The 25,464-nt window shown below is 66.4% G+C and carries 21 protein-coding genes; 14 read left to right on the top strand and 7 right to left on the bottom strand.

Translation table 11 applies throughout. From position 1 onward, the window contains the following. Window positions 1–26 precede the first annotated feature (26 nt). The 3 genes from V473_RS00975 to V473_RS00965 form a co-directional block, all read right to left on the bottom strand. Window positions 27–3,605, bottom strand: coding sequence for a hydantoinase B/oxoprolinase family protein (locus V473_RS00975; protein ID WP_066599426.1), 3,579 nt, complete (start codon window positions 3,603–3,605; stop codon window positions 27–29). A 139-nt stretch (window positions 3,606–3,744) separates the two neighbouring features. After that, the gene (locus V473_RS00970) at window positions 3,745–4,905 is read right to left on the bottom strand and encodes an FAD-dependent oxidoreductase (protein ID WP_244884320.1); all 1,161 of its coding nucleotides are present in this window, start codon (window positions 4,903–4,905) and stop codon (window positions 3,745–3,747) included. Window positions 4,906–4,993: 88 nt separating this feature from the next. Further along, on the bottom strand, window positions 4,994–5,305 hold the full coding sequence (locus tag V473_RS00965; RefSeq protein WP_242495928.1) for a hypothetical protein: 312 nt from the start codon (window positions 5,303–5,305) through the stop codon (window positions 4,994–4,996). Window positions 5,306–5,425: 120 nt separating this feature from the next. On the opposite strand from V473_RS00965, the gene V473_RS00960 reads away from it, so the two are divergent. From V473_RS00960 to V473_RS00945, 4 genes are all read left to right on the top strand, one after another. Further along, entirely contained in the window at window positions 5,426–6,670 is a 1,245-nt protein-coding gene (locus tag V473_RS00960; protein WP_066599414.1) for a putative DNA modification/repair radical SAM protein, read from the top strand. A 74-nt stretch (window positions 6,671–6,744) separates the two neighbouring features. After that, entirely contained in the window at window positions 6,745–7,095 is a 351-nt protein-coding gene (locus V473_RS00955) for a hypothetical protein (protein WP_066604803.1), read from the top strand. Between the two features lie 74 nt (window positions 7,096–7,169). Beyond that, the gene (locus V473_RS00950) at window positions 7,170–7,640 is read left to right on the top strand and encodes a hemerythrin domain-containing protein (protein ID WP_066599412.1); all 471 of its coding nucleotides are present in this window, start codon (window positions 7,170–7,172) and stop codon (window positions 7,638–7,640) included. A 52-nt stretch (window positions 7,641–7,692) separates the two neighbouring features. After that, the gene (locus tag V473_RS00945) at window positions 7,693–9,102 is read left to right on the top strand and encodes a UdgX family uracil-DNA binding protein (RefSeq protein WP_066599409.1); all 1,410 of its coding nucleotides are present in this window, start codon (window positions 7,693–7,695) and stop codon (window positions 9,100–9,102) included. 108 nt (window positions 9,103–9,210) lie between these two features. On the opposite strand, the gene V473_RS00940 is transcribed toward V473_RS00945, so the two are convergent. After that, window positions 9,211–9,768 carry an outer membrane protein gene (locus V473_RS00940; RefSeq protein ID WP_066599408.1) on the bottom strand — a complete coding sequence of 186 codons (558 nt, stop codon included), beginning with the start codon at window positions 9,766–9,768 and terminating at the stop codon, window positions 9,211–9,213. A 313-nt stretch (window positions 9,769–10,081) separates the two neighbouring features. Between V473_RS00940 and V473_RS00935 the strand changes: the two genes are divergently transcribed. Both V473_RS00935 and V473_RS00930 read left to right on the top strand, forming a co-directional pair. Beyond that, complete coding sequence (locus V473_RS00935; RefSeq protein WP_066599406.1) at window positions 10,082–10,783, top strand: peptidase; 702 nt, start codon at window positions 10,082–10,084, stop codon at window positions 10,781–10,783. Further along, the gene (locus V473_RS00930) at window positions 10,783–11,469 is read left to right on the top strand and encodes a hypothetical protein (RefSeq protein ID WP_066599400.1); all 687 of its coding nucleotides are present in this window, start codon (window positions 10,783–10,785) and stop codon (window positions 11,467–11,469) included. The genes V473_RS00935 and V473_RS00930 overlap by 1 nt, the downstream gene beginning before the upstream one ends. 135 nt (window positions 11,470–11,604) lie before the next feature. Here V473_RS00930 and V473_RS00925 read toward each other — a convergent pair whose 3' ends face one another. Next, on the bottom strand, window positions 11,605–12,060 hold the full coding sequence (locus V473_RS00925; RefSeq protein WP_066599397.1) for a peptidylprolyl isomerase: 456 nt from the start codon (window positions 12,058–12,060) through the stop codon (window positions 11,605–11,607). Between the two features lie 169 nt (window positions 12,061–12,229). Here V473_RS00925 and mgtE point away from each other — a divergent pair, with 169 nt between their 5' ends. Together mgtE and V473_RS00915 are read left to right on the top strand one after the other, a co-directional pair. Further along, window positions 12,230–13,666 carry a magnesium transporter gene (gene mgtE, locus V473_RS00920; RefSeq protein WP_066599390.1) on the top strand — a complete coding sequence of 479 codons (1,437 nt, stop codon included), beginning with the start codon at window positions 12,230–12,232 and terminating at the stop codon, window positions 13,664–13,666. Window positions 13,667–13,709: 43 nt separating this feature from the next. Beyond that, window positions 13,710–14,108: a DUF1489 family protein gene (locus V473_RS00915; RefSeq protein WP_066599387.1), complete on the top strand. Its 399-nt coding sequence runs from the start codon at window positions 13,710–13,712 to the stop codon at window positions 14,106–14,108. 31 nt (window positions 14,109–14,139) lie between these two features. On the opposite strand, the gene ppc is transcribed toward V473_RS00915, so the two are convergent. Then, a complete protein-coding gene (ppc, locus tag V473_RS00910; protein ID WP_066604793.1) occupies window positions 14,140–16,842 on the bottom strand; it encodes a phosphoenolpyruvate carboxylase in 2,703 nt (900 codons plus the stop codon). Window positions 16,843–16,967: 125 nt separating this feature from the next. Between ppc and V473_RS00905 the strand changes: the two genes are divergently transcribed. Continuing rightward, window positions 16,968–18,419 carry a helicase HerA domain-containing protein gene (locus V473_RS00905; RefSeq protein WP_066599385.1) on the top strand — a complete coding sequence of 484 codons (1,452 nt, stop codon included), beginning with the start codon at window positions 16,968–16,970 and terminating at the stop codon, window positions 18,417–18,419. Then, a complete protein-coding gene (locus V473_RS00900) occupies window positions 18,416–18,874 on the top strand; it encodes a low molecular weight protein-tyrosine-phosphatase (RefSeq protein ID WP_066599382.1) in 459 nt (152 codons plus the stop codon). The genes V473_RS00905 and V473_RS00900 overlap by 4 nt, the downstream gene beginning before the upstream one ends. On the opposite strand, the gene V473_RS00895 is transcribed toward V473_RS00900, so the two are convergent. Beyond that, complete coding sequence (locus V473_RS00895; protein WP_066599380.1) at window positions 18,871–19,884, bottom strand: LacI family DNA-binding transcriptional regulator; 1,014 nt, start codon at window positions 19,882–19,884, stop codon at window positions 18,871–18,873. The two genes, V473_RS00900 and V473_RS00895, sit on opposite strands and share 4 nt — an antisense overlap. Before the next feature lie 346 nt (window positions 19,885–20,230). On the opposite strand from V473_RS00895, the gene V473_RS00890 reads away from it, so the two are divergent. From V473_RS00890 to bioD, 4 genes are all read left to right on the top strand, one after another. Next, entirely contained in the window at window positions 20,231–22,354 is a 2,124-nt protein-coding gene (locus V473_RS00890) for a sodium-translocating pyrophosphatase (protein ID WP_066599377.1), read from the top strand. A gap of 220 nt (window positions 22,355–22,574) precedes the next feature. After that, window positions 22,575–23,570, top strand: a complete 996-nt coding sequence (locus tag V473_RS00885) for a sensor domain-containing diguanylate cyclase (protein ID WP_066599375.1) — start codon at window positions 22,575–22,577, stop codon at window positions 23,568–23,570. Window positions 23,571–23,641: 71 nt separating this feature from the next. After that, a complete protein-coding gene (locus V473_RS00880) occupies window positions 23,642–24,766 on the top strand; it encodes an 8-amino-7-oxononanoate synthase (protein WP_066599372.1) in 1,125 nt (374 codons plus the stop codon). After that, complete coding sequence (gene bioD / locus V473_RS00875) at window positions 24,763–25,395, top strand: dethiobiotin synthase (protein ID WP_066599369.1); 633 nt, start codon at window positions 24,763–24,765, stop codon at window positions 25,393–25,395. Before V473_RS00880 ends, bioD begins: the two co-directional genes overlap by 4 nt. Window positions 25,396–25,464: the final 69 nt, after the last annotated feature.

Genomic DNA, 25,464 nt, shown 5'->3' with positions numbered 1-25,464 from the left:
CAGAACAGACCTGCGCGGGCCGCTTGTCAAGCGTCTCCAACATCGCCAAAGCCGCCGCCGCCCGGCGTTTCGATGACGAAGGCGTCGCCCGCGCGCAGCGATGCCGTAGCGGTCGGGCCGAGCGGTTCGACGCTGCCGTCGGCGCGCTCCACCCGGTTGCGACCGACGTCCCCCGGCGCGCCGCCGTCCAGGCCGAAGGGCGGCACGATCCGGCGGTTCGACAGGATGCCGGCGGTCATATCCTCCAGGAAGCGGACGCGGCGCAGCGCGCCTTTGCCGCCATGGTGACGCCCCGCCCCACCCGATCCGGCGCGGATCGAAAATGCCTCCAGCAGCACCGGGAATCGGGTTTCCAATATTTCGGGATCGGTCAGGCGGCTGTTGGTCATATGCGTCTGGACCACGTCGGCGCCGTCGAAATCGGGACCGGCGCCGGAGCCGCCCGCGATCGTTTCATAATATTGGTGGCGGTCGTTGCCGAAGGTGAAATTGTTCATCGTTCCCTGTGCGCCCGCCATGACGCCCAGCGCGCCGAACAGCGCGTCCGTCACCACCTGGCTGGTTTCGACATTGCCCGCGACCACGGCGGCGGGATAGCGGGGGCGCAGCATGGAGCCTTCGGGGACGAGAATCGTGATGGGTTTCAGGCACCCGTCATTCATCGGCACCGCCTCATCGATCAGGGTGCGCACGACATAGAGGACGGCGGCGCGCACGACCGAGACGGGGGCGTTGAAATTGCCTGGCAATTGGGCCGACGACCCGGCGAAATCGATGGTCGCGGCGCGGGCGGCGCGATCGACATGGACAGCGACATGGACGGTTGCACCGCTATCCATGGCATAGGTGAAGTGGCCGTCGGACAGGCGATCGATCAGGCGGCGGACGGCGGCTTCGGCCTGGTCCTGCACATGGCCCATATAGGCGGCTATTGTTTCGTTACCGTAACTATCACTGATACGGCGCAATTCGCTCGCGCCCTTGGCGCAGGCGGCGATCTGGGCGGAGAGGTCCGCGATATTCTGGTCGATATTGCGCGCGGGCCATGGCCCTGCGCCGAGCAGGTCGCGGATGGCAGCTTCCTGAAACATGCCGCGATCGACCAGCAGCATATTGTCGAGGACGATGCCCTCTTCCTCGACGGAGGTGCTGCCGGGCGGCATCGATCCGGGGGTGATGCCGCCGATATCGGCATGATGGCCGCGCGCGGCGACATAAAAGGATGGGGTGACGAGATCGCCCGCGAACACCGGCATCACCACGGTGACGTCGGGCAGATGCGTGCCGCCATCATAGGGGGCGTTGAGGGCATAGACGTCGCCCGGCCGCATCCCGCGCCCGTCGATCGGCGCACCGTCCGCGCCAACCCCGCGCCGCCGCATGATCGTGCGGATGCTGTCGCCCATGCTGCCCAGATGCACCGGCATATGCGGCGCGTTGGCGACCAGATGGCCCGCCGCGTCGAACAGCGCGCAGGAAAAATCGAGCCGCTCGCGGATATTGACCGAGGAGGCGCTATGCTGGAGCGCGGCGCCCATTTCCTCGGCGATCGCCATGAACAGACCGCCCATCACCTCCAGCCGGACCGGATCGACGGCGGCGGCGTCGCCGCTTTCGGGCCGGGCGCGTGGGATGTGGCGCGTGAGGATCAAATTGCCATGGCCATCGAGCCGCGCGCGCCAGCCCGGTTCGACCGCGGTGGTGGAGACGGGATCGATGATGAGCGCCGGGCCGTCGATGACGCTATCGGCGGACAGGCCGGCGCGGTCATGAACGGGCGCGGCGTCGCCCGCATAGTCGACATGGGCCAGCGGCGGGGCGGCCTGCGCCGCGATCGCCGCGATGCCGTCCATGGCTTCGTGCGCCGATGCGATCGCCTCCACCCGCGCCATATCAACCAATATGCCCCCCTTGCCCGCGAAGCCGAAGCGGGCGTGATGCTGGGCCAGGAAATCGGCACGCATGGCGTCCACATCCCCCAGCGGCACGTCGAACAGGCTGTCGGCGCCATCATAGCGCAGCCGCAGCAGCGTTTCGATCCGGTCGGCCTGTGGCAGGTCGGCGCGGGCGTCGGCGGCTAGGGTGGCGAGCGCCGCGTCCAGCCCATCGTCACCTAATGGCAGCGCGATCGTCTTCTCCCGCACCGCCCGCCGATCAGCCAAGCCCATGCCATAAGCGGACAACACGCCGCCCAGCGGATGGATCATCACCCGGTCCATGCCCAGCGCGTCGGCGACCAGGCAGGCATGTTGCCCGCCCGCCCCGCCGAAGCTGGCGAGCGTGTAGCGGGCGACGTCATGGCCGCGCGCGACCGATATGCGCTTGATCGCATTGGCCATGCTGGCGACGGCGACCGCGACGAAGCCCTGCGCGGCGTCGCGCGGCGTCATGGCGCGGCCGGTCTCCGCCTCCACCTGCGCGCAGAGGGCGGCGAAGCGCGCCTCCACCGCTTGGCGGTCGAGCGGCTGGTCGCCGTTCGGGCCGAACAGGCTGGGGAAATGATCCGGCTGGACCTTGCCCAGCAGGACGTTGCAGTCGGTGATGGTGAGCGGCCCGCCGCGCCGGTAGCAGGCAGGCCCCGGCACCGCGCCCGCGCTTTCCGGGCCGACACGGAAACGCCCGTCCAGGAACGAACAGACGGAGCCGCCGCCCGCCGCGATGGTATGGATGCGCATCATCGGCGCGCGCAGGCGCACCCCCGCCACCCGCGCCTCATTGTCACGCTCATAGACGCCGGCATAGTGCGACACATCGGTCGAGGTGCCACCCATGTCGAAGCCGATGACCTCGGTGAAGCCCGCCTGCTCTGCCGTTCGTGCCAAACCGACGATGCCGCCGGCCGGGCCGGACAGCACCGCATCTTTGCCCCGGAACAGCGCGCCGTCGGTCAGGCCGCCGCTCGACTGCATGAAAAGCATCTCTGCCTGATCGCCCAGCGCATCGCGCAAGCCATCGACATAGGCGCGCAGCACCGGCGAGAGATAGGCGTCGGCCAGCGTCGTATCGCCGCGCCCGACCAGCTTGATGAGGGGGGCGACATCATGGCTGGCGCTGATCTGGGTGAAGCCGATATCGGCCGCGATCCGCGCCAGCGCCCGTTCGTGATCCGGGTAGAGATAGCCGTGCATCAGCACGATCGCGACGGCGCGCAACCCCTTGTCATAAGCGCCCTGCAACGCGGCGCGCGCGGCGCTTTCGTCCAGCGCCACGCGCACCGTGCCGTCGGCCATCAGCCGCTCGTCCACCTCGACCACATCGGCGTGGAGCGGATCGGGCAGGCGGATGCGGCGCGCGAACAGGTCCGGCCGTTCCTGCGTGCCGATGCGGATCGCGTCGCGGAACCCGCGCGTGATCGCCAGCAGCACCGGCTCGCCCTTGCGCTCCAGCAGCGCATTGGTGGCGATGGTGGTGCCGATGCGCAGGACGCAGGGCGGGATCGGCCCTTCACCACAGCCGGTCAGCCGCCGCACGGCTTCGACTGCCGCATCGGCATAGCGTTCCGGGTCGCTCGACAGCAATTTGGCGGTGTGCAGCCGCCCATCGGGCGCGCGCGCCACCACATCGGTGAAGGTGCCGCCGCGGTCGATCCAGAAATGCCAGGTCATGGGCGCAGGTGATGGCGGCGCGGGGGTGGAATGGCAAGAGACGGGTGGAAAGCATCAGGGACCATTGGCCATCATCCAATACCGTCATTCAGCAAAGGCCGGGATGACGGAGAAATGCGGATACCCCGCTCCCTCCCTGTTACGCCCCCTTACCGTCCGCCCAGAATTGCGCCAGTTGCAGCACCGACGCCTGGGCCGCTGCGTAATCCGGTTCTTCGTTTGCGTCATTATAGCCGAACCATTCGTCGGCCCCGACTTCCTGCACGACGATGCCGTCGCGCCGGGCGAGCATGGATAGCGAGCCATAATAGACGCCGTAGGTCGCGCCCGCCTGCGGGATCAGCCAGGCGATCTGGCCGCGGACCGGCACGATGCTCTCATCCCGCCACAGCGCGCGGGCGCCATAGCCGGTGCAGTTGATGATCGATTTCTGGCGCAGCTTCGTCACGTCATTGGGATCGTGCAGTTCCATAGGTACGACCTTGCCCCCCGCCAGCCGGAAATCGGCCATGAGTTGATGGGCCAGGTCGGCGACGTTGAAGGTCAGGCCGCTGCCGCGTCGGGCATAGGTCGGGCGGAAGGGGTGGGCGCCGGGCGCCAGTTCGACCGAGCGTGGGGTGATGTCGGCCAGTCGCTGTTCGAGGCGGAGAAATTCATCGGGATGCTCGCCCGTCGGCGCGTGTCGCACCCGTTCGGTAAAGGGCGTGTCCGACAGAATGTAGCGGTCGGTCCATTCGACCGGGTCGCCGGGCAGGCCCAGATAGCTCTGGTGCATGGTGAAGGACGCACGGGCCATCGCCTCCCACCGGTCGCCGAAGCCCGGATCGACCGCCTTCTGCATCGCGATCCGGCTGTCGGGCGTCCAGCCGCCGGTCGCGCGGGCGGAGCGGACATAGGGAAATTGCTCTTTGGCGTAGATGGTGACGTCGGCCCCGGCGCGCTGGGCGGTGAGCGCGGCGGTCAGGCCCAGCGCGCCCGCGCCGATCACCGCAACGTCGCGCACTCCGTCCGCCAGCGCCATGCCGACCGCGACCTGCGCCGATCCCCAGGATAGGGACCAGCCGCTGCCGCCATGGCCATAATTATGCACCACCCGCTTGGCCCCGACCCGCTCCACCTCGATCCGCGGCCCGGCGGCGCGGAAAGGGCGCAGGCAGACGGTGACGCGAAACAGGCGATCGGGGGTGGCGCGGATCGGCGGCGGCATCCCCTCGCACGGATTCGCCGTGCGGCCCGCCGTCCCCAGCGACAGCGCCGCCATGCCGCCCATGCCCCGGCCCAGAAATGCGCGCCTGTCCACTCGCCTGTCTCCCTGTTCGCTTCGCCCTTTTGACATAACGAACGACTGCGCGGGAGCCGCAAGCGCTGGCAGGTCGCGCCAGCGGCGATCAGTTGCCGTCGGCGTCGACCGTGAACACCATCGGCTTGCCGCGCGATCCGGGTTCCCAGCCCGCCTCCAGAGCGGCGCGGATGCCGCGCGCGATCATCGCATCGTTGATCTGGAGCCGGCCGCGCTGCAATCCCTTGAGCAGCCGTTTGGGCGGGGGAAATTCCAGCAACGCGCCGCGCTGCATATCCTTCTGCAACAGGGCGATGGCCATGCCTTTCCACCCGTCGATGTCGCTCCACTGCGGCTCGCGCCGCAATTCCCATTCATATGTGAAGCCGTCGACGTCGACGGAACCGCTACTGCTGTGCATGGCGACACGCATAGCATGGTTAGCCGCGCGCGCCAGCTTTCTTGCCCGGCCCCCTGATCCTTGGGGCAGGACTGATCGAGATTGTGGACAAGCGCCTTACACGAACATATCAGGAACGATATGGCCCAGCTTTCCACCCGTTCGAAACTCGAAATCCTCGCCGACGCCGCCAAATATGATGCGTCCTGCGCTTCGTCGGGCACCACCAGGCGCGACAGCCGCAGCGGCAAGGGGATCGGATCGACCGAGGGCATGGGCATCTGTCACGCCTATGCGCCCGACGGCCGCTGCATTTCGCTGCTCAAGATATTGCTGACCAACAGTTGCATCTTCGATTGCCATTATTGCATCAACCGCCGGTCCAGCGATGTCCGCCGCGCCCGCTTCACCGCGCAGGAGGTGGTGGACCTGACCCTGAGCTTCTACCGCCGTAATTATATCGAGGGGCTGTTCCTGTCGTCGGGCATCATCCGCTCGTCCGACTATACGATGGAGCAGATGGTCGAGGTGGCGCGATCGCTGCGCGAGGACCATCATTTTCGCGGCTATATCCATCTCAAGACCATTCCCGACGCCGACCCGGCGTTGATCCACCAGGCAGGGCTCCATGCCGATCGCCTGTCGATCAATGTCGAGTTGCCGACCGAAAGCGGCCTCAAGCGGCTGGCCCCGGAAAAAAATGGGTTGCGGATCGAAGGGGCGATGAGCCGCCTGCGCAGCGACATGGAGGATGGGCAGGACGCCCGCCGCAAATATAAGAGCGCGCCGCGTTTTGCCCCCGCCGGCCAATCGACCCAGATGATCGTGGGCGCCGACGCGGCCGACGACCGGGCGATCATCGCGCGGGCCAGCAGCCTGTATGACCGGCACAAGCTGCGCCGCGTCTATTACAGCGCCTTCTCCCCCATCCCCTCGCCCAGCGCGGTGCTGCCGCTCAAGCGCCCGCCATTGCTGCGCGAACATCGGCTCTACCAGTCCGACTGGATGATCCGATTCTATGGCTATGACGCGCAGGAGATCGCCGCCGCGACGGATGCGGCGACGGGCTGCCTGCCGCTCGACATCGATCCCAAGCTCGCCTGGGCGCTCAACCATCGCGCGACCTTCCCGGTCGATGTCAACCGCGCTCCGCGCGAGGCGCTGTTGCGAGTACCGGGCCTGGGGGTGAAAGCGGTGGATCGTATCCTGTCGAGCCGCCGCCATCGCCGCCTGCGGCTGGACGATGTCGCGCGTCTGACGACATCCATCAGGAAGCTGCGCCCCTTCCTGATCGCGGCGGATTGGCGACCCCTGGCGCTGATCGACAGCGCCGACCTGCGCGCGCGGGTCGCGCCGCCCGCGCAGCAGCTGGATTTGTTCGCCTGAACGCCGATTTACGGTTGATCCATGCCGCGACTCGTGAAATTCTGTCGTCAGGGTCAAGCAAGGAGTTCGAGGCTTTGGCGACGGCGCTCGGCAATCGCACATATCAGCGCAAGGCGTTTGCGAAGCGGATCAGCACGCATCTGGCGGCGTCGCTGGTTGTCTTCTGCCTGCTTCAGATCGGCATCGTCGCCAAGACCGGCGGCTCGCTCGTCCTGCATCTGGGCGTCATCGTCGCGATTGGCGGCTATGCCGTGGCCGCGCGCGGACTGGAACGGCGCTGGCAGTTGCTGGAACGGGGCGGCCTGCCCGACAGCGGCCTTGCCGTGCGCTTCCGTCGCGACGTGGCGCAACTGTGGGCCGCCAGCCTGTTGGGGGCGCTGCTCTGGATTCCGGTCGCGATCATCTTCCGCTTTCTGTTCGGCTGAATATCGGTCGGCTTTTTGGCGGGAGCCAATTGCCGCGCCTGTCGTTGTCTGTCCTCGAAAGAGGAGGACCAATCATGGCCGACGCCAATATTTTCGACCGCCTGAAGCAGGATCACGACACCCATCGCCAGTTGTTCGACAAGATGGCCGACGCGGAGCGCGAAAAGAACGAGGACCGGCTGGAAAAGCTGTTCGAGCAGTTCAAGGTCGAAGTGTCAGCCCATGCCGCCGCAGAGGAGGAAACCCTCTACGCCACCATGCTGGCCCGCCCGGACCTGCGCGAGGATGCGCAGCACAGCGTATCCGAGCACAAGGAGATAGACGATTATCTCGAAGAGCTGGACGCGCTGAAATTCAACGGCGAGGCATGGCGCAAGAAATTCGCCGAGATGAAGAAGCGCTACCTCCACCATATCGAGGAGGAAGAGGAGGAGATGTTCCCCGACGCCGCCAAGGAATTGACGGCGCAGGACGAGGATCGACTGGGCAAGCTGTTCGCCAAGCGCAAGCCGGCCGAACTGGAGCGCGCGCAGGCCGAGGACTGAAGGCCGAAGCTGCAATCGGCCCGCCGCCGGTGTCGGGCGTGGATCGGACGCTATGTATCGCATCGCACTGACCGCCCCGGACGATTTCGACGGCTGGCGGTCAGCAGCGCGGCGCTTGGCGATGAAGGGCGTCGATCCCGCCGACATTGTCTGGCAGGTGGGGGACGCGGGCGGCGATCTGTTCGGCGATGCGCCCCTGCCCCCTGAACGTCCCGGCGCAGCCTTTTCCGTGCCGCGCGCTTTCGTCGATCTTGCGCAAAGCGCGATCCTGCATAGCGACCCCGAACGCTTCGCCCTGCTCTATGCGCTGCTGCGCCGGCTGCGCGATCGGCCGGGGCGGATGGAGGACAAGGCCGATCCGCTGCTGCGGCGGGTCGATATGCTGGCCAAGGCGGTGCGGCGCGACATCCACAAGATGCGCGCTTTCGTCCGGTTCCGTGCGTTAGAGGATAATATAGGGCTGCGCTTCGTCGCCTGGTTCGAACCCGATCATCATATCGTCCGCGCCAATGCGGGCTTTTTCATGCGCCGCTTCGCGTCCATGCGCTGGTCGATCCTGACGCCGGCGGCCAGCATCCATTGGGACGGCGACGTCTTGACCGAGGGACCGGGCACCAGCCGCGCCGGCGCACCCGCCGACGATCCGGTCGAGGAGATGTGGAAGGGCTATTATGCCGCGATTTTCAATCCGGCCCGGCTCAAGACCGGGGCCATGCTGTCCGAAATGCCGAGAAAATATTGGCGCAACCTGCCCGAAGCCGCGCTTATCCCCGACCTTATCGCCGGGGCGCAGGCGCGAGAGGCGGCCATGATCGCCACGCCCCCCCTGCCCGAAAAAGCGCCGCCCAAGCGCCAGGGCAACGCCGCCGCCGTCTGGGCGGCGGTTCGCAGCGAGGCGAAGACCTGCACCCGCTGCCCGTTGCATCGGGACGCCACGCAGACGGTGTTCGGCGAAGGACCGCTTGACGCGCCCCTGTTCTTCATCGGCGAACAGCCTGGCGATCAGGAGGATCTGGCCGGGCGGCCGTTCGTCGGACCGGCGGGGCAATTGTTCGACCGGTCGTTGGCGGCGGCGGGCGTCGACCGATCGCGCGCTTACGTCACCAATGCGGTCAAGCATTTCAAGTTTGAGAGGCGAGGGAAACGCCGCCTGCATCAATCACCCGACGCTGGCGAGATCGAAGCGTGCCGCTGGTGGCTGAACCAAGAGATCGATCTGGTCCGCCCGCGCATCATCGTCGCGCTGGGCGCGTCCGCCGCGCGCGCGATGCTGGGCAAGGCGGTGACGATCAGCCGGACACGGGGTGAGGCGATCGCGCTCGATGGCGGTGCGGAGGGCTGGGTGACGGTGCATCCGAGCTATGTGCTGCGCCTGCCGGACGAGGGTCGCCGGGCGGAGGAGCAGGCCCGCTTTATCGAGGACCTGCGCGCTATTGGCGAGCGGGTGAAGACACTGGCCTGAGCGGGGAATGCGGAACGGCTACAGTCCAAAGAAGCCGCTCCGCACCCCAACTTCCGTTCGGAAGCTGACTCAAAGGCGGGGCGGGCATGGCACCCGCCCGCCCATTATTCAGAATTTCGCGACGACGCCCGCCATCGGGCGGATCGAGTGGAAATCGCCGGTGGTATCGGCCTGCACGCGCAGGCGGATATTGCTGCTCTGGGCCGAACCGCCCATGTCGGCGGGCGACAGTTCGACGCCGGCGCCATAGGTCATGCCGTGATAGTCGCGGCTATCCTTGCCGAGCGCGTCGAAATTGGTCCACTGATAGCCGACCTTGGTGAAGATCATGCTGTCCTTGCCCGCCTTCACGCCGACCCGGCCCGCGGCGCCATATTCCCAGTCGATGTCGCCCGACACGCCCTTGGACGCGGTGCCCTCGACGCCCAGCACCAGCGGCCCTGCGACATTGACGTTCACGCCTGCCACGCCTTCGACCATGCGGCCTTTGTAACCGACCGGCGGGATGCCTTCCTTGCTGCTTTCGCTGTCATAATTATGCACGCCACCCATCACGCCGACATAGGGTTCGATGCGGCGGGTGGACGAACCGGCGTCATCTTGCGCCATGGCGGCGGCAGGCAACAAGGACGCGGCGGCGGCTGCCGAAAAAAGCAGTGTCTTCATGGGGGTGACCCTTTGTCTATTGTGGATTTGTTCAGCGGCGGTTTGGACCCGCCGGGCCGATGCGAGCGCTTAAAGCTGCGATCGACAGGGGGAAGAATGACCGGACCGGCCGGAAGGTTTCCTGAACAATTCACAAAAGCTGGCCGAAAGGCGATTATGTGACGGAAAGAACACGCTTTCTGTCGCCCCGATGAACAAAAGCCGACATTTCTGAACCTGCGATAAACGCTGGTGCGGAAAGGATAATCCATTCACAACCAATTCAACCGGGCCGCGTTAAGCAAAGGATCAGATGGAGATGAGGAGAAAGGCGATGACGGGCATCCGACATCGGTTCCTGGCGGTAATCGGACTTGCAGGCGCGCTGACCCTGGGTGGTTGCGCCTATGATGACGGCTATGGCTATGGCGGCGTCAGCGTGGGTAGCGGCTATTATGGCAATGGCGGCTATTATGGAGACGGCTATTATGGGCCGTCGGGCTATTATCAGCCCGGCGGTTTTGGCGGTTGGTACGACAATTATTATTATCCCGGCAACGGCTATTATGTCTATGACCGCGGCGGTCGACGCCACCGCTGGAATGACGGGCAACGCCGCTATTGGGAAGGCCGTCGGACCGAGCGCGGCGACGATGGTCGCTGGCGCGGCCGGGATCGCGATCGGGACGGCACTTGGCGCGATCGCGATCGGCAACCGGGCAATGGCAACTGGACCCGTCCGCCCCAGGGCGGCGACCGGGATCGAGACCGCGGCGATCGCAATTGGGGACGGGATCGCAATGATGGCCAGGGTCGCGACCGCAACCAGTGGCGCGGCAATGACCGCGGCCGGGGCGATGGCGCGCGACCCACGCCGCAGCCGGGCCTGCGCCAACCCCAAACCCGACCACAGGCGCAACCTCAACCCCGCCCGTCGCGACCGCAGGTCAGCCAGCCGCGCCCGCAGCGCGACTGGGGTGGCGCGGGCCGCGTGACGCGCGGGCGCGAACCGGCGGCGCGGGTCCGTCCGAACTGATGCGGGCAGCGATCAAGACCGCCGCCCTGTTGTCCCTCCTGCTCGTCGTCGCCTGCGACGGGCGGGAGGAGAGCGCGATCGACAATCTGGCCAATGGCGCCAATGCCGCGCAGGTGGAAAACCAGTTTCGCGCCGAAGCGATGGCGGTGATGGAGCCGCTCAACCCGCCCGCCCCCGGCGCTCCGGGCGGTTTGCCCGTCGATCCCGCCCCGATCGCCGAAGGATCGATCGACCCCGACAGCGCGCAGGGCGCGGCGCAGGTGGTGCAGGGCTATTATGGCCTGCTGGAGGAAAAGCGGTTCGAGGATGCGCAGGATCTGTGGAATCCCGCAGGCGCGATCGGATTGCAGGACGACGCCCATTTCGCCGCGCGCTTTCGCGGCTTTAGCGAGATTCACGCCAATGTCGGCGCGCCATCCGACCCGGAAGGGACGGCCGGATCGATGCATGTGACAGTGCCGGTGCAGGTCTATGGGCGCATCGCCGCCAATGGCCGGCCCTGGCATGTGCTGCGGCAGGTGGTGTTGCGCCGCGTCGATGACGTCCCCGGATCGACGCAGGAACAACGGCGCTGGCATATCGAAACGATCGGGGCTTATCAGCCGCCGGTGGATGCGCCCGGTGCGGATAACGGCACGGAGGCGCAGGCCATTTCGATGACCGACGGGATGGCGAAACGACCGTAGAGGCCGGCAAGGTGATTGCCGGATCGATCGGCGCACCGCCTTCCGCTCGCAATCCCGATGATTCGTCACCGCCTGTAAAAAAGACGCCCGGTCTTTGCGACCGGACGCCTTTTTCTATCCGATGTCAGGCTGATCTCAGGCGACGGTCGCCGTGACGATCTTGCCCGGCGTGCGCGGCGGCTCGCCCTTGGGCAAGGCGTCGACATATTCCATGCCCGACGTCACTTCGCCCCAGACGGTATATTGACCGTCCAGGAAGGTGGCGTCGTCGAAGCAGATGAAGAACTGGCTGTTGGCGCTGTTCGGATTGGACGAACGGGCCATCGAGCAGACGCCGCGGACATGCTTTTCACGGCTGAATTCGGCCTTGATGTCGGGCTTGTTGGGGTGACCGCCCATGCCGGTGCCGGTCGGATCGCCGCCCTGGGCCATGAAGCCGGGGATGACGCGGTGGAAGACCACGCCGTCATAAAAGCCTTCCTTGGCGTTTTCCACGATGCGCGCGACATGGCCAGGGGCCAGGTCGGGGCGCAGCTTGATCACGACGTCGCCGCCGCTGTCGAGGGTAAGGGTAAGGGTTTCGTCGGCCATGAAGCATCCTCTCATGTGGGAAGGGGTGATGCCCCCCATATAGAGGCTTCAAAAGGGGATGGAAGTTTCTTGTGGAGAAGGCGTCAACCGCCCGTCACCCCATTGCAATTCCATGTTGCATGGGCGAAAGCATCCGCCATGTTACAGGAACCGGACAGTAGGGGGCGCCATGAGCGAGCGCGGCGATCCAGCCGACCCCCTGTTGCGTGGGGACGACACGGACGATGAAACGATCCTTGAACAGGCTGAAACAGGCCTGGACGAGGATGATCGGCTGAAGCCCGAATTCCTGTCCTCCGTGCTTGACGCGGTGGAGGATGGCGACAGTGAAACTGCGCGCGACCTGGTGTCGCCGCTCCACCCGGCCGACATTGCCGACCTTCTGGAACTGACGCCGTCGGACCGGCGCGCCGATGTCGCCTCTGCGCTGGGCGACCTGGTCGGCGCGGAAGTTCTGTCGGAACTTAACGACTATGTCCGCGACGACCTGATCGGCGCGCTGGCGCCCGAACAGGTCGCCGAATTCGCCGCCGAACTCGATACCGACGACGCCGTCGCGATGATCGAGGATATGGAGGAGGCCGACCAGCAGGCCGTCCTTGACGCGCTCGACCCCGAAGACCGCGCCGCGATCGAAAGCGCGCTGTCCTACCCGGAAGAATCCGCCGGTCGCCTGATGCAGCGCGATCTGGTCGCGGTGCCGGCGCATATGACGGTCGGTCAGGTGATCGACTATCTGCGCGACAATGCCGACCTGACGCAGGATTTCTGGGAAATCTATATCGTCGATGCGGCCCATCGGCCGATCGGCTATTGCCAGCTTAGCTGGATTCTGACCTGCCCCCGCGGCATCGCCATGACCGACCTGATGAAGCGCGAACAGACGCTGATCCCGGTCGACATGGATCAGGAAGAAGTCGCGCTGCGCTTCCAGAAATATGCGCTGATCTCCGCCGCCGTGGTGGATTCGGCGGGCCGTCTGGTCGGCATGATCACGGTCGATGACGTCGTCCACATCATCGCCGAGGAAGCGGGCGAGGATATACTCCGCCTGTCGGGCGCGGGCGAAGGCGACATCAACCAGCCGATCCTGATGACGGTGCGCACCCGCCTGGTCTGGCTGGTCGTCAATCTGGGCACCGCCATGGTCGCCGCGTCGGTGGTGGGCCTGTTCGAAGATACGATCGAACATCTGGCGATGCTGGCCGCGCTGATGGGCATCGTGTCGGGCATGGGCGGCAATGCGGGCACGCAGACGCTGGCGGTCATGGTGCGCGCCATCGCCACCAATCAGGTCACCAGTTCCAACACATTGCGCATGATCGTGCGGGAATTTCGCATCGCCGCGACCAATGGATCGGTGCTGGGCGTGCTGATCGGCATCGGTTCCTATCTAATCTACGGCCAGCTTGGCCTGTCGCTGGTGTTCGCCACCGCGATCCTCATCAACAATATGGTGGCGGGCCTGGCGGGCGTGCTGATCCCGGTGACGCTGGACCGGCGCAATATCGATCCGGCCGTATCGTCCGCGGTGTTCGTGACGATGATGACCGATTCGCTGGGCTTCTTGACCTTTTTGGGGCTGGCGACGCTCTTCCTGACCTGATGATGCATTGATCTGGCGGCTTCGGCCGCCCATGTGCTGACCCATGCCGCTCCACATGACCAAGATCGCCTTCCGCAGCGAAAGCCCCGCATCCTTGCGCGCCTGGCTGGAAAGCCATGCGGACGAAGCGCGGCTCACGACCCGTTACCTGCCCAAGCGGGTGGAGGAGATGGCGGGCGGGTCGCTCTACTGGATTCACGGCCATATGCTGGTCGGCCGCAGCCCGATCCTGGGCTTTGAGGAGACGGGGCAAGGCCGCCACTGGATCCGGCTGGAACCGCGCCTAATCCCGGTGCGCGGCAAGCCCAAGCGCGCGCATCAGGGCTGGCGCTATCTGGAGGATGCGGATGCCCCGCCCGACCTGGACGTGGGCGAGGCTGACGACCTGAACACCATGCCCGCCGCTTTGCTGGGGGAATTGAGCAAGCTGGGGCTGGTGTAGGGCGAACGGCGTTGGCGTTAGCTTTCGTTGCCTACCCGCTATTGCGCAGCGCCGTCGCGATCGCGTTGATCGACAATTCGATCCCCTCCTTGATCCGCGGATCATCCTCGCCCGCGCGATGGCGTTTGAGCAATTCGACCTGGAGCAGGTTCAGCGGCTCGATATAGGGCAGGCGCAACCGGATGGATGCGTCCAGCGCCGGATTCTTCTCCAGCAGCCGCGACTGGCCGGTCGCGGCCAGCAGTCCGTCATGCGCCTGTTGCCACCCCTCGCGGATACGGCCGAACATCGCCTCGCCCGCCGCCTGGTCCTCCACCAGCGGCAGGTAGCGCGCGGCGATGCCGAGGTCCGACTTGGCCAGCACCATCTCCAGATTGGCGAGCGCGGATTTCAGGAACGACCAATGCTGCCCCATGTCGGCCAGCAACGCCTTGTCCTCAAACTGTGCCAGCGCCTGCCCCACGCCATACCAGCCCGGCAGCATCACCCGCGCCTGCGCCCAGCTGAACACCCAGGGGATGGCGCGCAGATCCTCGATCGCGTTGCTCTTCGTCCGGCTGGCGGGGCGCGACCCGATCTTGAGGCCCGAAATCTCCTGGATCGGGGTCAACTGACGGAAAAACTCCTTGAACCCCTCCGTGCCGTACACCAGGTCGCGATAGGCGGCGAAGGCGTTTTTCGACAACGCGTCCATCGCCGCGCTGAACCGGGCGGCGTCGCGGTCCGACACCCCTTCCGGCTCCAGGCTGGCGAGCAGGGTCGCGCTCGTCATCGCCTCCAAATTGGTCATGGCCACATCGCGCGACCCGAATTTGGCGGCGATCATCTCGCCCTGTTCGGTGATGCGGATGCGCCCCTGCACGCTGCCCCTGGGCTGCGCCTGGATCGCGGCGAAGGCCGAGCCGCCGCCGCGCCCCACCGCGCCGCCGCGGCCGTGGAACAGCTGCATCGCCGCCCCGGCGTCGGCGAACACCGGCTCCAGCGCCTGGCTCGCCTTGTACAGGCTCCAGGTCGATGTGATGTAGCCGCCATCCTTGTTGCTGTCGGAATAGCCGATCATCACTTCCTGATGGCCCCGCGCCTTCACCACCCCAGCGATTTCAGGCAGGCCGAAATAGGCGGTCATGATGGCGGGCGCAGCCTCCAGATCGGCGATCGTCTCGAACAGCGGGATCGCCATGATCGCGGCCTGCGGCGGCGCGCCATCCACGCCCGCCTGCCACAGCCCCGCTTCCTTCAGCAGGATGCTGACCTCCAGCATGTCGGACACGCTTTCGGCCTTGGAGATGATATAATGGGTGATGCAGGCCGGTCCGTACAGCCGGTGCGCGGTCGCGGCGGCATGGACGATCGCCAGCTCGGACGTGGTTTCCTCGCCATAAGCGGAAAAACGAGACCCCAGCGGACGATTGCTGGCCAGTTCGCGGCGCAGCAGCGCGATCCGCGCATATTCGTCGAGCGCGAGATAGTCCGCCTCAACCCCCGCCGCCTTGAGCAGTTCCGCCACCACCCGCTCATGCACGGCGCTGTTCTGGCGCATGTCGAGCGTGGCGAGGTGAAAGCCGAACGTCTCCACCGCGCGGATCAGCCGCCCCAGCGCCCCCCCGGTCGCCAGCGCGCCGTCGCCCTCGCTCGCCAGCCCCTGCGCCACCGTCACCAGATCGCGGCGGAACTCCTGGGGTGTCGCATAGGCGTCCCCCTTCAGGCTCGACGGCCGCGCCGGCTGCCCGCCGGTCAGCGCGGTGCAGGTGGCGGCCAGCCGCGCATAGATGCCGGACAAGGCGCGGCGATAGGGTTCGTCCTTGCGACTGGGCGATGCGTCGCCGCTGGCGTCCGCCAGGTCCAGCACCGCCTGCGGCACATGGGCGAGTTCGGTCGAGAGCGAGAGTTCCGCCCCCAGCGCATGGAGCGCGTCGAGATAATAGGCGATCGCCGCCTGGCAGCCGCGTTTCAGTGCGAACTCCAGTTGCGGCGCCTGGACGAAGGGATTGCCGTCGCGATCGCCGCCGATCCACGACCCCACCCGCAGGAAGCTTTGCGGCCGCGCGCCCAGCACCCGCTCCCACCGCGCATAGAGCGCGGGCAGCACCGGCAAAAACGTGTCGCGGAAATAGGCGAGCACATTATCGATCTCGTCGGCGACGAACAATTTCTCGCGCCGCAACGGCCGCGTCTGCCACAACAAGGCGATCTGGCGGAAAATCGCCTCGTCCAGATTTTCGCCCTCTGCCGTCTCGATCCGCCCGGCATCCTTGAGGTGCATCAGGTCGGCGATGCGATTCTTGTGGTCGATCATGCTCTTGCGCCGCACCTCGGTCGGGTGGGCGGTGAGGACCGGCACCATCAGGCTGTGCGCCAGCAGACCCAGCACCGCATCCTTGTCGATGCCATGCGATTCCAGCCGCGCTACCGCGGAGGCGACATCGGCGCCCGGCTCGGCCGCCACCCCCTGCCGGTCCTCTGCCAGGTTGGCGAGCATCGAAAACAGCATGAAACCACGGGTGAAATTGAGCGTATCGTCCAGATCGAGCGCGTCCAGCCCGCTATCGGTCAGGTCCGCCCCCTGCAATCCCCGCGCCCGGTCGACCGAGGCCGATCGGATATATTCGGTCTGCTTATAAAGCTTCTCCCCCCCATAAGCGCGGATGACATCGCCCAGCAGCCGCCCCAGATAGCGAATGTCGGGATTTTGCGTGATCGCCGGAGCGGACGGGGAGGGGGAAAGAGTCGCCATGGCAAGGATGCTGCATTGCAACAGGGGAAGGGTCAAGCGGAGGTTGCTGATGGGAACGTAGGTCACCATAGCCGACATCACCGCCCCCCTTGCGCTCCCCCACCCCCTGCGCCAAAGACGCGATCGTGACCGCCAGCATCAGCATAGGGACCGACAGCCACGGCAAGGACGTGCTGGTCGATGTCGAGGAATTGCTCGCCACCCGGCTGCTCGTGCAGGGCAATTCGGGGTCGGGCAAGTCGCATCTGCTGCGCCGCCTGCTCGAAGAATCCGCGCCGATGGTGCAGCAGGTGGTGATCGACCCGGAGGGGGATTTCGTCACCTTGGCCGACGCATACGGCCATGTCGTGATCGACGCGGGCGACTATAATGAGCGCGAGATCGTCAAGATGGCGATGCGCATCCGCGAACATCGCGCCTCGGTGGTGCTGAGCCTGGAGTCACTGGAGCTGGAGGCGCAGATGAAATGCGCCGCGACCTTCCTGTCGACCCTGTTCGATGCGCCGCGCGACCATTGGTATCCCGCGCTGGTGGTGGTGGACGAGGCGCAGATGTTCGCGCCCGTATCGGCGGGCGACGTGTCGGACGAGGCGCGGCGGTTGTCCCTGGCCGCCATGACCAACCTGATGTGCCGGGGGCGCAAGCGGGGCCTGGCCGGCGTAATCGCAACCCAGCGGCTGGCGAAACTGGCCAAGAATGTCGCGGCCGAAGCGTCCAATTTCCTGATGGGCCGCACCTTCCTCGACATCGACATGGCCCGCGCCGCCGACCTGCTGGGCATGGAGCGGCGGCAGGCGGAGCAGATTCGCGACCTGGAGCGCGGGCGCTTTCTGGGCCTTGGCCCAGCGATCGCGCGTCGGCCGGTCAATGTGAAGATCGGCGCGGTGCAGACCGGCACGCGGGGCGGCGCGCACAAGCTGATCGCCCCGCCCACCACCAGCGGCGAGGATTTACAGGAATTATTGTTCGCCCGCGGCGAGGAGGATATGCCGCCCCCTCCGCCGACGCGCGCCGATCCCCCGCCCCGCCCGGCCGAGGAGATCATTCGCGCGCTCGCCGATACCCCATCGGCCCGGCCCGCCGCGCCGGAACTGGATTTCGGCCAGAACGAACCGGTGGTGATCGCCGTGCTGGACGAGATCGTCGCCGATCTGGGCGACTCGGCCCCCAGCGTTTCGACGCTGTATCAGGATTTCGGCGTGCGCTGCCGGATGAAGGGGCTGCGCACGCCCCCGCTCGACCTGCCCGCCTTTCGCAAGCGCTTCGCCATGGCGCAGGCCGGGATGGCCGATGCGCATGATCCGCGCTGGGCCGATGCGATGCAGGCGGCGGAGCCTCTGCCGGAGGATATGCTCGCCCCCTTCCTGCTGATCGCGCGCGCCGCGATGGCGGGCCTTCCCTGCCCCGATGACGCGCTTCTGGCCCGCGCCTATGGCACCAGTTCGCCGGGGCGGGTGCGGCGGCTGATCGACTATATGGAAAAACTGGGCGTCATCGTCGCCCGCACCGATTTTTCGGGCAAGCGCTCGATCGGCGTGCCGGGTCTTGGCCTCTCCACCGCGGCGGCGGATGGATGACGGCCGCCTCCGTCCTTTTCGTCTGTCTTGGCAATATCTGCCGCTCGCCCTTGGCCGAAGCCGCGCTCAGAGCAGAGGCAGCGAAGACAGGCGTCGATATGACCGTCGATTCGGCCGGGACCGGCGACTGGCATGTAGGCCACCCGCCCGACCGCCGGGCGCAGGCGGTGGCGTTGCGCCATGGCATCGACATTGGCGGCTATCGGGGGCGGCAGGTCGAACCGGCGGATTTCCAGCGCTTCACCCATATTTTCGCGCTCGACGCCGACAATCTCAAAAATCTGTGTCACATCCGCCCGCCGGACGGGACAGCGGACCTGCGCCTGCTAATGGATATGGTGCCGGGGCGCGAAGGAACGGGCGTGGTCGATCCCTATTATGGCGACGATGCCGGGTTCGACCTGACCTGGGACGATGTGACCCGCGCCGCCAGAGCGATCGTCGCCGGCCTTTAGCTCGTTTCGCGGACGATCAGTTCGGGGGCGATCTGCACCGATCCGGCGTCTTCCCCGCCGATGCGCCGGAATAGCAGATCGACCAGATGGTGTGCGCCAGCCTCTATATCCTGCCGGACGGTGGTGAGCGGCGGACGGGCCAGGCGGGCGAGCGGGATGTCGTCGAAGCCGATGATCGACAGGTCTTGCGGCACGCGCAGGTCATGGTCCGCCGCGGCGGCGACCAGGCTCATCGCCACCACGTCCGACGCGGCGAAAATGCCGTCGGGGCGGTTTCCGGCCGCGAACCAGTCGCGCGCCTTGGCATGACTCGCTTCCGGCGTGAGCGGACTGCATACCAGCGCGACGCCGCCACGCAAGGATGCGGGCAGGCCAGCGAGGAAGCCGGCATGGCGGGCGGCGAATTCGGGCACGTCGATGTCACCGAAAAAGGCCAGGCTGCGTCGCCCCCGCTCCACCAGATGCTGCGCCGCCAGCCGCCCGCCCGCTTCATTGTCAGCGCCCACCATGGCGGGACCGCCGCCCGCCCCCTGTTCGCCCCAGACGACCATCGGCCGGTAATGAGCAGCGACGCGGCCCAATACCGCGCCCTGATCCGCCTGGCCGATGATGATGACGCCATCGGCGCGCCCGGCCCGGATGAAGGCATCCAGCCAGTCGTCCCGGTCCGGCGATACCCTTGAGAGCAGCAGGTCATAGCCACGATCCGTCAGCGCATCGGCGAGAAAACCGAGCATCGTCACGAGGAAGGGATCGGACAATTGCAGACCCCTCGCCAGTCCCAGCGGCATCAGCACCGCGATCGCCCCGGTCCGACCGAGGCGCAGATTCTGGGCGGCGACATTGAGCCGGAAGCCGTGCCGGTCGGCCAGCGCCTGAATCCGGCCGCGCGTCCCCTTGCTCAGCGCCCCCTTGCCCGTCAGCGCCCGCGACACGGTGGACACCGACACGCCGGCCAAGCGCGCCAGGTCGGCGATGCTCTTGAGCGGGCCGGTTTCCTGATCGTCCATGCGCCGCAGACTAGGACAAATATGGCGGGTCCACAACGCCTTGCCGCGCGGCATACACGGCCCGACGAAGCCGGCGTCCGCGGCACACCGCACGAGCGGGATGAGGAGAGGCGATGCCGCCTCTCCTCATCCCAACCCATCTTGACGCGCGCCGTCGGGGCTGTAGCTTCCTTCCACCCTATTCTCAGCCCGGTTGGACCGCTTATGCGCGCTGCCATGTTGCTGATTGACGCGGTGCCCGATGCCGGACCGTCCTCGTCCGGCCGCCCGCCTCTGCGCCTTTCGCCTGCCCGTCATTCCCTGCGGAGCGGTCGATGACAGTCATAACAGGGGGAGAGGAACATCCATGCAAATCGTCTATATCGCCATAGGGTGCGGCCTGCTGGCCATCATCTATGGCCTGATCACCAGTCGCCAGGTGTTGAGCCAGCCACCGGGCAATGACGCCATGCAGGCGATCGCCGGCGCGATTCAGGAGGGGGCCAAGGCCTATCTGGGCCGCCAATATACCACCATCGCCATCGTCGGCCTGGTCGTGGCCGTGCTGGTCCTCTATTTTCTGGGCGTCACGTCCGCGGTCGGATTTCTGATCGGGGCGATCCTGTCGGGGGCGGCGGGGTTCATCGGCATGAACATATCGGTGCGGGCCAATGTCCGCACGGCCGAAGCCTGTCGCGGCACGCTGCAGAGCGGCCTCACCGTCGCTTTCCGCGCCGGCGCCATCACCGGGATGCTGGTGGCCGGCCTCGCCCTGCTCGCGATCAGCGTCTTCTTCTGGTATCTGACTGGCCCGGCGGGCCATGCGCCCGACGACCGGCTGGTGATCGACTCGCTGGTCGCGCTGGCCTTTGGCGCGTCGCTCATCTCCATCTTCGCGCGGCTGGGCGGCGGCATCTTCACCAAGGCGGCCGACGTCGGCGCCGACCTGGTCGGCAAGGTCGAGGCCGGCATCCCGGAGGATGACCCACGCAATCCCGCCGTCATCGCCGACAATGTCGGCGACAATGTGGGCGACTGCGCCGGCATGGCCGCCGATTTGTTCGAAACCTATGTCGTCACCGTCGGCGCGACCATGGTGCTGACCGCCTTGCTGGTCACCGGGGTCGACAACGCCTTCCTGATGAAGCTGATGGCGCTGCCCCTGATCGTCGGCGGCGTGTGCATCGTCACGTCGATCATCGGCACCTATATGGTCCGTCTGGGCGCCAGTCAGTCGATCATGGGCGCGCTCTATAAGGGGTTCTGGACCACCGCGCTCCTGTCCATTCCGGCCATCTATGTCGTCACCCAATATACGCTGGGCGACCTCAACGCCGTCTTCGGCGCGGACCTGGACGGCTATGGCGGCTATACCGGGATGGATCTGTTCTGGTCGATGCTGGTCGGTCTGGCCGTCACCGGCCTGCTGGTGGTCATCACCGAATATTATACCGGCACCAACTATCGCCCGGTCCGCTCGATCGCCAAGGCGTCCGAAACCGGCCATGGCACCAACGTCATCCAGGGGCTGGCGATCAGCCTGGAATCCACCGCCTTGCCGACGCTGGTCATCGTCGTCGGCATCATCGTCGCCTATCAGCTGGCGGGTCTGATGGGCATCGCTTTCGCGGCGACCGCAATGCTGGCGCTGGCGGGCATGGTGGTGGCGCTGGACGCTTATGGTCCGGTCACCGACAATGCGGGCGGCATCGCCGAAATGGCGCATCTGGACGATAGCGTGCGGGTGAAGACCGACGCGCTGGACGCCGTGGGCAACACGACCAAGGCGGTGACGAAGGGCTATGCCATCGGCAGCGCGGGTCTGGCGGCGTTAGTGCTGTTCGGCACCTTCACTCAGGATCTCGATTATTATGGCGCGGCGCTGGGCCTGACCGAGCCGGTCGATTTCTCGTTGAAAAACCCCTATGTCATCGTCGGCCTGCTGCTCGGCGCGTTGCTGCCCTATCTGTTCGGCGCGATGGGCATGACCGCCGTCGGCCGCGCGGCGGGCGACGTGGTCAAGGACGTCCGCGCGCAGTTCGCCGAGAATAAGGGCATCATGGACGGCACCAGCAAGCCGGACTATGCGCGCACGGTCGATCTGGTGACCAAGGCCGCGATCAAGGAGATGATCATCCCCAGCCTGTTGCCGGTGCTGGCGCCGATTATCGTCTATTTCGCGATCACAGCGGTGGCGGGCAGCGACAACGGCTTTGCGGCGCTGGGCGCGTTGCTGCTGGGCGTCATCGTGTCCGGCCTGTTCGTCGCTTTGTCGATGACCAGCGGCGGCGGCGCATGGGACAATGCCAAGAAATATATCGAGGATGGCCATCATGGCGGCAAGGGCAGCGAAGCCCATAAGGCCGCGGTGACCGGCGACACGGTGGGCGATCCGTACAAGGATACGGCCGGCCCGGCGGTGAACCCGATGATCAAGATCACCAATATCGTCGCGCTGTTGTTGCTGGCGGCGCTGGCGCATGGGGCCTGACAGGCCGTGACAGGTGGGGAGAGGCCGCGCGCCTCTCCTCCCCTTGCCTGCGCCCCGACTGGTCGCGGCGTCGGCCATGCTTAGTTCATTTTAACCCTTTGTTCAGGGCAGAGGCGCAATCTGCGCGCGCGGTCGGCCTGACGGGGGCGAGCCGCGCCGCACCGGATTTCCCGTCATGCCTTCCAAGGCGTGACCCAAGCCAGCCACCGGATGCCATGATATGCTGCACGCCATTACCAACGACGAACCGGGCCGCATCGCCGCGCTGCGGCGCTATGAAATACTCGACACGCCAATGGAAGGCGCTTTCGACAAGGTCACCAATCTGGTGCGCGCGCTGTTCAGCGTGCCGATATCCGCCGTGTCGCTGATCGATCAGGAGCGGCAATGGTTCAAGTCGATCGCCGGGCTGGATGTGTCGGAAACGCCGCGCAGCGCAGCCTTTTGCGATCATGCCATCCGTCAGGACGATCCCCTCGTCATACCCGACACGAAGGACGATGTGCGCTTTCGCTACAATCCGCTGGTGACCGGCGATCCGGGCATTCGAAGCTACGCCGGCGTGCCGCTGCGCACGCCCGATGGCTATAATATCGGATCGCTGTGCGCCATCGACACCCGCGCCAGGGATTTCCCGGCCGAACAGATGGAGATTATGAAGGGCCTGGCCGCCATCGTGGTCGAACAGATGGAATTGCGGATGCTGGCCGAGCGCGATCATCTGAGCGGCGCCATGACCCGCCGCGCCTTCGTCGCCGAAATCGACAAGCGGATCGCGTTGTTCGTCCGGCACCAGCGGCCCGCCGCCCTTATCCTGCTCGACATCGACCATTTCAAGGCGATCAACGACTGCCATGGCCATCCCGTCGGCGACCGGGTGATCGAGGCGGTCGCGCATTGTTGCGCCGGCCTGTCACGCCCCAGCGATTCGCTGGGGCGGATCGGCGGTGAGGAATTCGGGTTGTTGCTGCCCGAAACCAGCGAGACGGAAGCGCTGGCCGCCGCGCACCGTTTCTGTGCGGCGATCGAGGCGTTGGACATCCCCCATGATCCGCCGCTGCGCGTCACCGCCAGCTTTGGCGTGGCCGCGATCGGTCCCGGCCGCATGACCAGTCAGGACTGGCTCACCGCTGCGGATACGGCGCTCTATGATGCCAAGCGCAGCGGTCGCAACCGCGCGGTGCTGGCCCCCATCGAAGCGATCCGCGCGGCATGAGCTGAAAGGCGGCCGCGCCCACCGGCTTACCCCCGCTTGCCGCTTTCCCCGGCCGGGCCTATAGGCGCGGCATGACTGCCGAACCCTTCGCCAAGCAACTCGCCGCGCTGGAGTCGCGCGGGCGATTGCGTCGCCTGATCTCCCGTTCCGGGCGGGATTTCGCCTCCAACGACTATCTCGGCCTGGCCGGTGATCCGATCATCGCGCAGGCCGTCGCCGACGCGATCGGGCGGGGCGTGCCGGTGGGATCGGGCGGGTCGCGGCTGCTGCGCGGCAATGCGCCCGAACATGAGGGGCTGGAGACCAAGGCGGCCGATTTCTTCCGTACGCAGGCGGCGCTGTTCGTCGCCAACGGATATGTCGGCAATCTGGCGCTGTTTTCGACGCTGCCCCAGCGCGGCGACCTGATCGTTGCGGACGAACTGATCCATGCCAGCGCCCATGACGGCATCCGCATGAGCAAGGCGCAGGCGGTGTTCGCGCGGCATAATGATGTGCAGAGCTTCGCCGACCTGATCGCGGCCTGGCGCAAGGAGGGCGGCACGGGCCGTATCTGGATCGCGGTAGAGACGCTCTATTCGATGGATGGCGACGTCGCCCCACTCACCGATCTCGCCAAGTTGGCGGCGACCCATGGCGCGATGCTGCTGCTGGACGAAGCGCATGGCACCGGCGTCTTCGGGCCGGGCGGGCGCGGGCTTTCGACCGGGCTGGACGGTTTGCACAATGTCATCACCCTGCATACCTGCGGCAAGGCGATGGGAACCGAAGGGGCGCTGATCTGCGGCCCGCGCATCCATGTCGACTATCTGATCAACCGCGCCCGCGCCTTCATCTTCTCGACCGCGCCGTCCCCGCTGATGGCGGTGGCGGCGTCGGCGGCGCTGGACCGGATCGAGCAGGCGAGCGACCTGCGCGAACGATTGAAGACGCTGCGGCAGGATGCGGCCGAAGCGATTTGCGCGCCGCTGGGCCTGCCCTCGCCCCGCAGCCAGATCGTGCCGGTCATCCTGGGCGACGATATCCGCACCATGGCGGTGGCCGCAGCTTTGCAGCAGGCGGGCTTCGACGTGCGCGGCATTCGACCGCCGACGGTGCCGGCGGGGACCAGCCGGCTGCGCATCTCGCTGACATTGAACGTCGGTCGCGCCGATGTCGCCGCGCTGGGTCAGGCGTTGCTTAAGGCGATGCAATGAGCGTTCTGATCGTCACCGGCACCGATACCGGCATCGGCAAGACGGTGTTCGCCGCCGGCCTGGCCGGGGCGCTGGGCGCTTATTATTGGAAGCCGATCCAGGCCGGGGTCGATCCCGAAGGCGACAAGGAAACCGTCGCCGCGCTCTCCGGCCTGCCCGCGGCGCGCATCCTGCCTGAAGCCTTTCGCCTGACCACCCCCGCCTCCCCCCATCTGGCCGCGCGGATCGATGGCGTGGCGATCGGGCTGGACCAGCTGGCGCTGCCCCAGGTGGACGGACCGCTGGTGGTCGAGGGCGCGGGCGGCGTGCTGGTGCCGATTTCCGAGACGTTGCTGATGGCCGACCTGTTCGCCCATTGGGGCCAGCCTGTGATCCTCTGCGCGCGCACCAGCCTCGGCACGATCAACCATAGTCTGCTGAGCATCGAGGCGTTGCGATCGCGCGGCGTGCGCGTGGCGGGCATCGCCTTCATCGGCGAGGCGCATGACGAAAATGAGCGGATCATCCCGCAACTGGCGGGCGCGCCGTCGCTCGGCCGCTTGCCGCATCTGGACCGGCTTGATCCCGCCGCCCTGGCCACCGCTTTCGCCGCGCACATCCGGCTTCCCGAATATTTCAACGATCGATAATTTTCGACCAACGACATGGACTTCATTCTTTGACGGGCGTTCAAGTCCGCGTCAGAACGAACGGCCCAA

It is taken from the genome of Sphingobium cupriresistens LL01 (genome assembly GCF_001046645.1).
Classification (GTDB): Bacteria; Pseudomonadota; Alphaproteobacteria; order Sphingomonadales; family Sphingomonadaceae; genus Sphingobium; species Sphingobium cupriresistens.
Note: the sequence above shows the minus strand (reverse complement) of the source record. Positions and strands in the feature narration are given on the sequence as shown.

What these genes read in the sequence shown, in the direction of transcription:
- V473_RS00975 (WP_066599426.1), bottom strand. Translation starts at nt 3,605, where the DNA reads ATGACCTGGCATTTCTGGATCGACCGCGGCGGCACCTTCACCGATGTG.
- V473_RS00965 (WP_242495928.1), bottom strand. Translation starts at nt 5,305, where the DNA reads ATGCACAGCAGTAGCGGTTCCGTCGACGTCGACGGCTTCACATATGAA.
- V473_RS00960 (WP_066599414.1), top strand. Translation starts at nt 5,426, where the DNA reads ATGGCCCAGCTTTCCACCCGTTCGAAACTCGAAATCCTCGCCGACGCC.
- V473_RS00950 (WP_066599412.1), top strand. Translation starts at nt 7,170, where the DNA reads ATGGCCGACGCCAATATTTTCGACCGCCTGAAGCAGGATCACGACACC.
- V473_RS00945 (WP_066599409.1), top strand. Translation starts at nt 7,693, where the DNA reads ATGTATCGCATCGCACTGACCGCCCCGGACGATTTCGACGGCTGGCGG.
- V473_RS00940 (WP_066599408.1), bottom strand. Translation starts at nt 9,768, where the DNA reads ATGAAGACACTGCTTTTTTCGGCAGCCGCCGCCGCGTCCTTGTTGCCT.
- V473_RS00935 (WP_066599406.1), top strand. Translation starts at nt 10,082, where the DNA reads ATGACGGGCATCCGACATCGGTTCCTGGCGGTAATCGGACTTGCAGGC.
- V473_RS00930 (WP_066599400.1), top strand. Translation starts at nt 10,783, where the DNA reads ATGCGGGCAGCGATCAAGACCGCCGCCCTGTTGTCCCTCCTGCTCGTC.
- V473_RS00925 (WP_066599397.1), bottom strand. Translation starts at nt 12,060, where the DNA reads ATGGCCGACGAAACCCTTACCCTTACCCTCGACAGCGGCGGCGACGTC.
- mgtE (WP_066599390.1), top strand. Translation starts at nt 12,230, where the DNA reads ATGAGCGAGCGCGGCGATCCAGCCGACCCCCTGTTGCGTGGGGACGAC.
- V473_RS00915 (WP_066599387.1), top strand. Translation starts at nt 13,710, where the DNA reads ATGCCGCTCCACATGACCAAGATCGCCTTCCGCAGCGAAAGCCCCGCA.
- ppc (WP_066604793.1), bottom strand. Translation starts at nt 16,842, where the DNA reads ATGGCGACTCTTTCCCCCTCCCCGTCCGCTCCGGCGATCACGCAAAAT.
- V473_RS00900 (WP_066599382.1), top strand. Translation starts at nt 18,416, where the DNA reads ATGACGGCCGCCTCCGTCCTTTTCGTCTGTCTTGGCAATATCTGCCGC.
- V473_RS00895 (WP_066599380.1), bottom strand. Translation starts at nt 19,884, where the DNA reads ATGGACGATCAGGAAACCGGCCCGCTCAAGAGCATCGCCGACCTGGCG.
- V473_RS00890 (WP_066599377.1), top strand. Translation starts at nt 20,231, where the DNA reads ATGCAAATCGTCTATATCGCCATAGGGTGCGGCCTGCTGGCCATCATC.
- V473_RS00885 (WP_066599375.1), top strand. Translation starts at nt 22,575, where the DNA reads ATGCTGCACGCCATTACCAACGACGAACCGGGCCGCATCGCCGCGCTG.
- V473_RS00880 (WP_066599372.1), top strand. Translation starts at nt 23,642, where the DNA reads ATGACTGCCGAACCCTTCGCCAAGCAACTCGCCGCGCTGGAGTCGCGC.
- bioD (WP_066599369.1), top strand. Translation starts at nt 24,763, where the DNA reads ATGAGCGTTCTGATCGTCACCGGCACCGATACCGGCATCGGCAAGACG.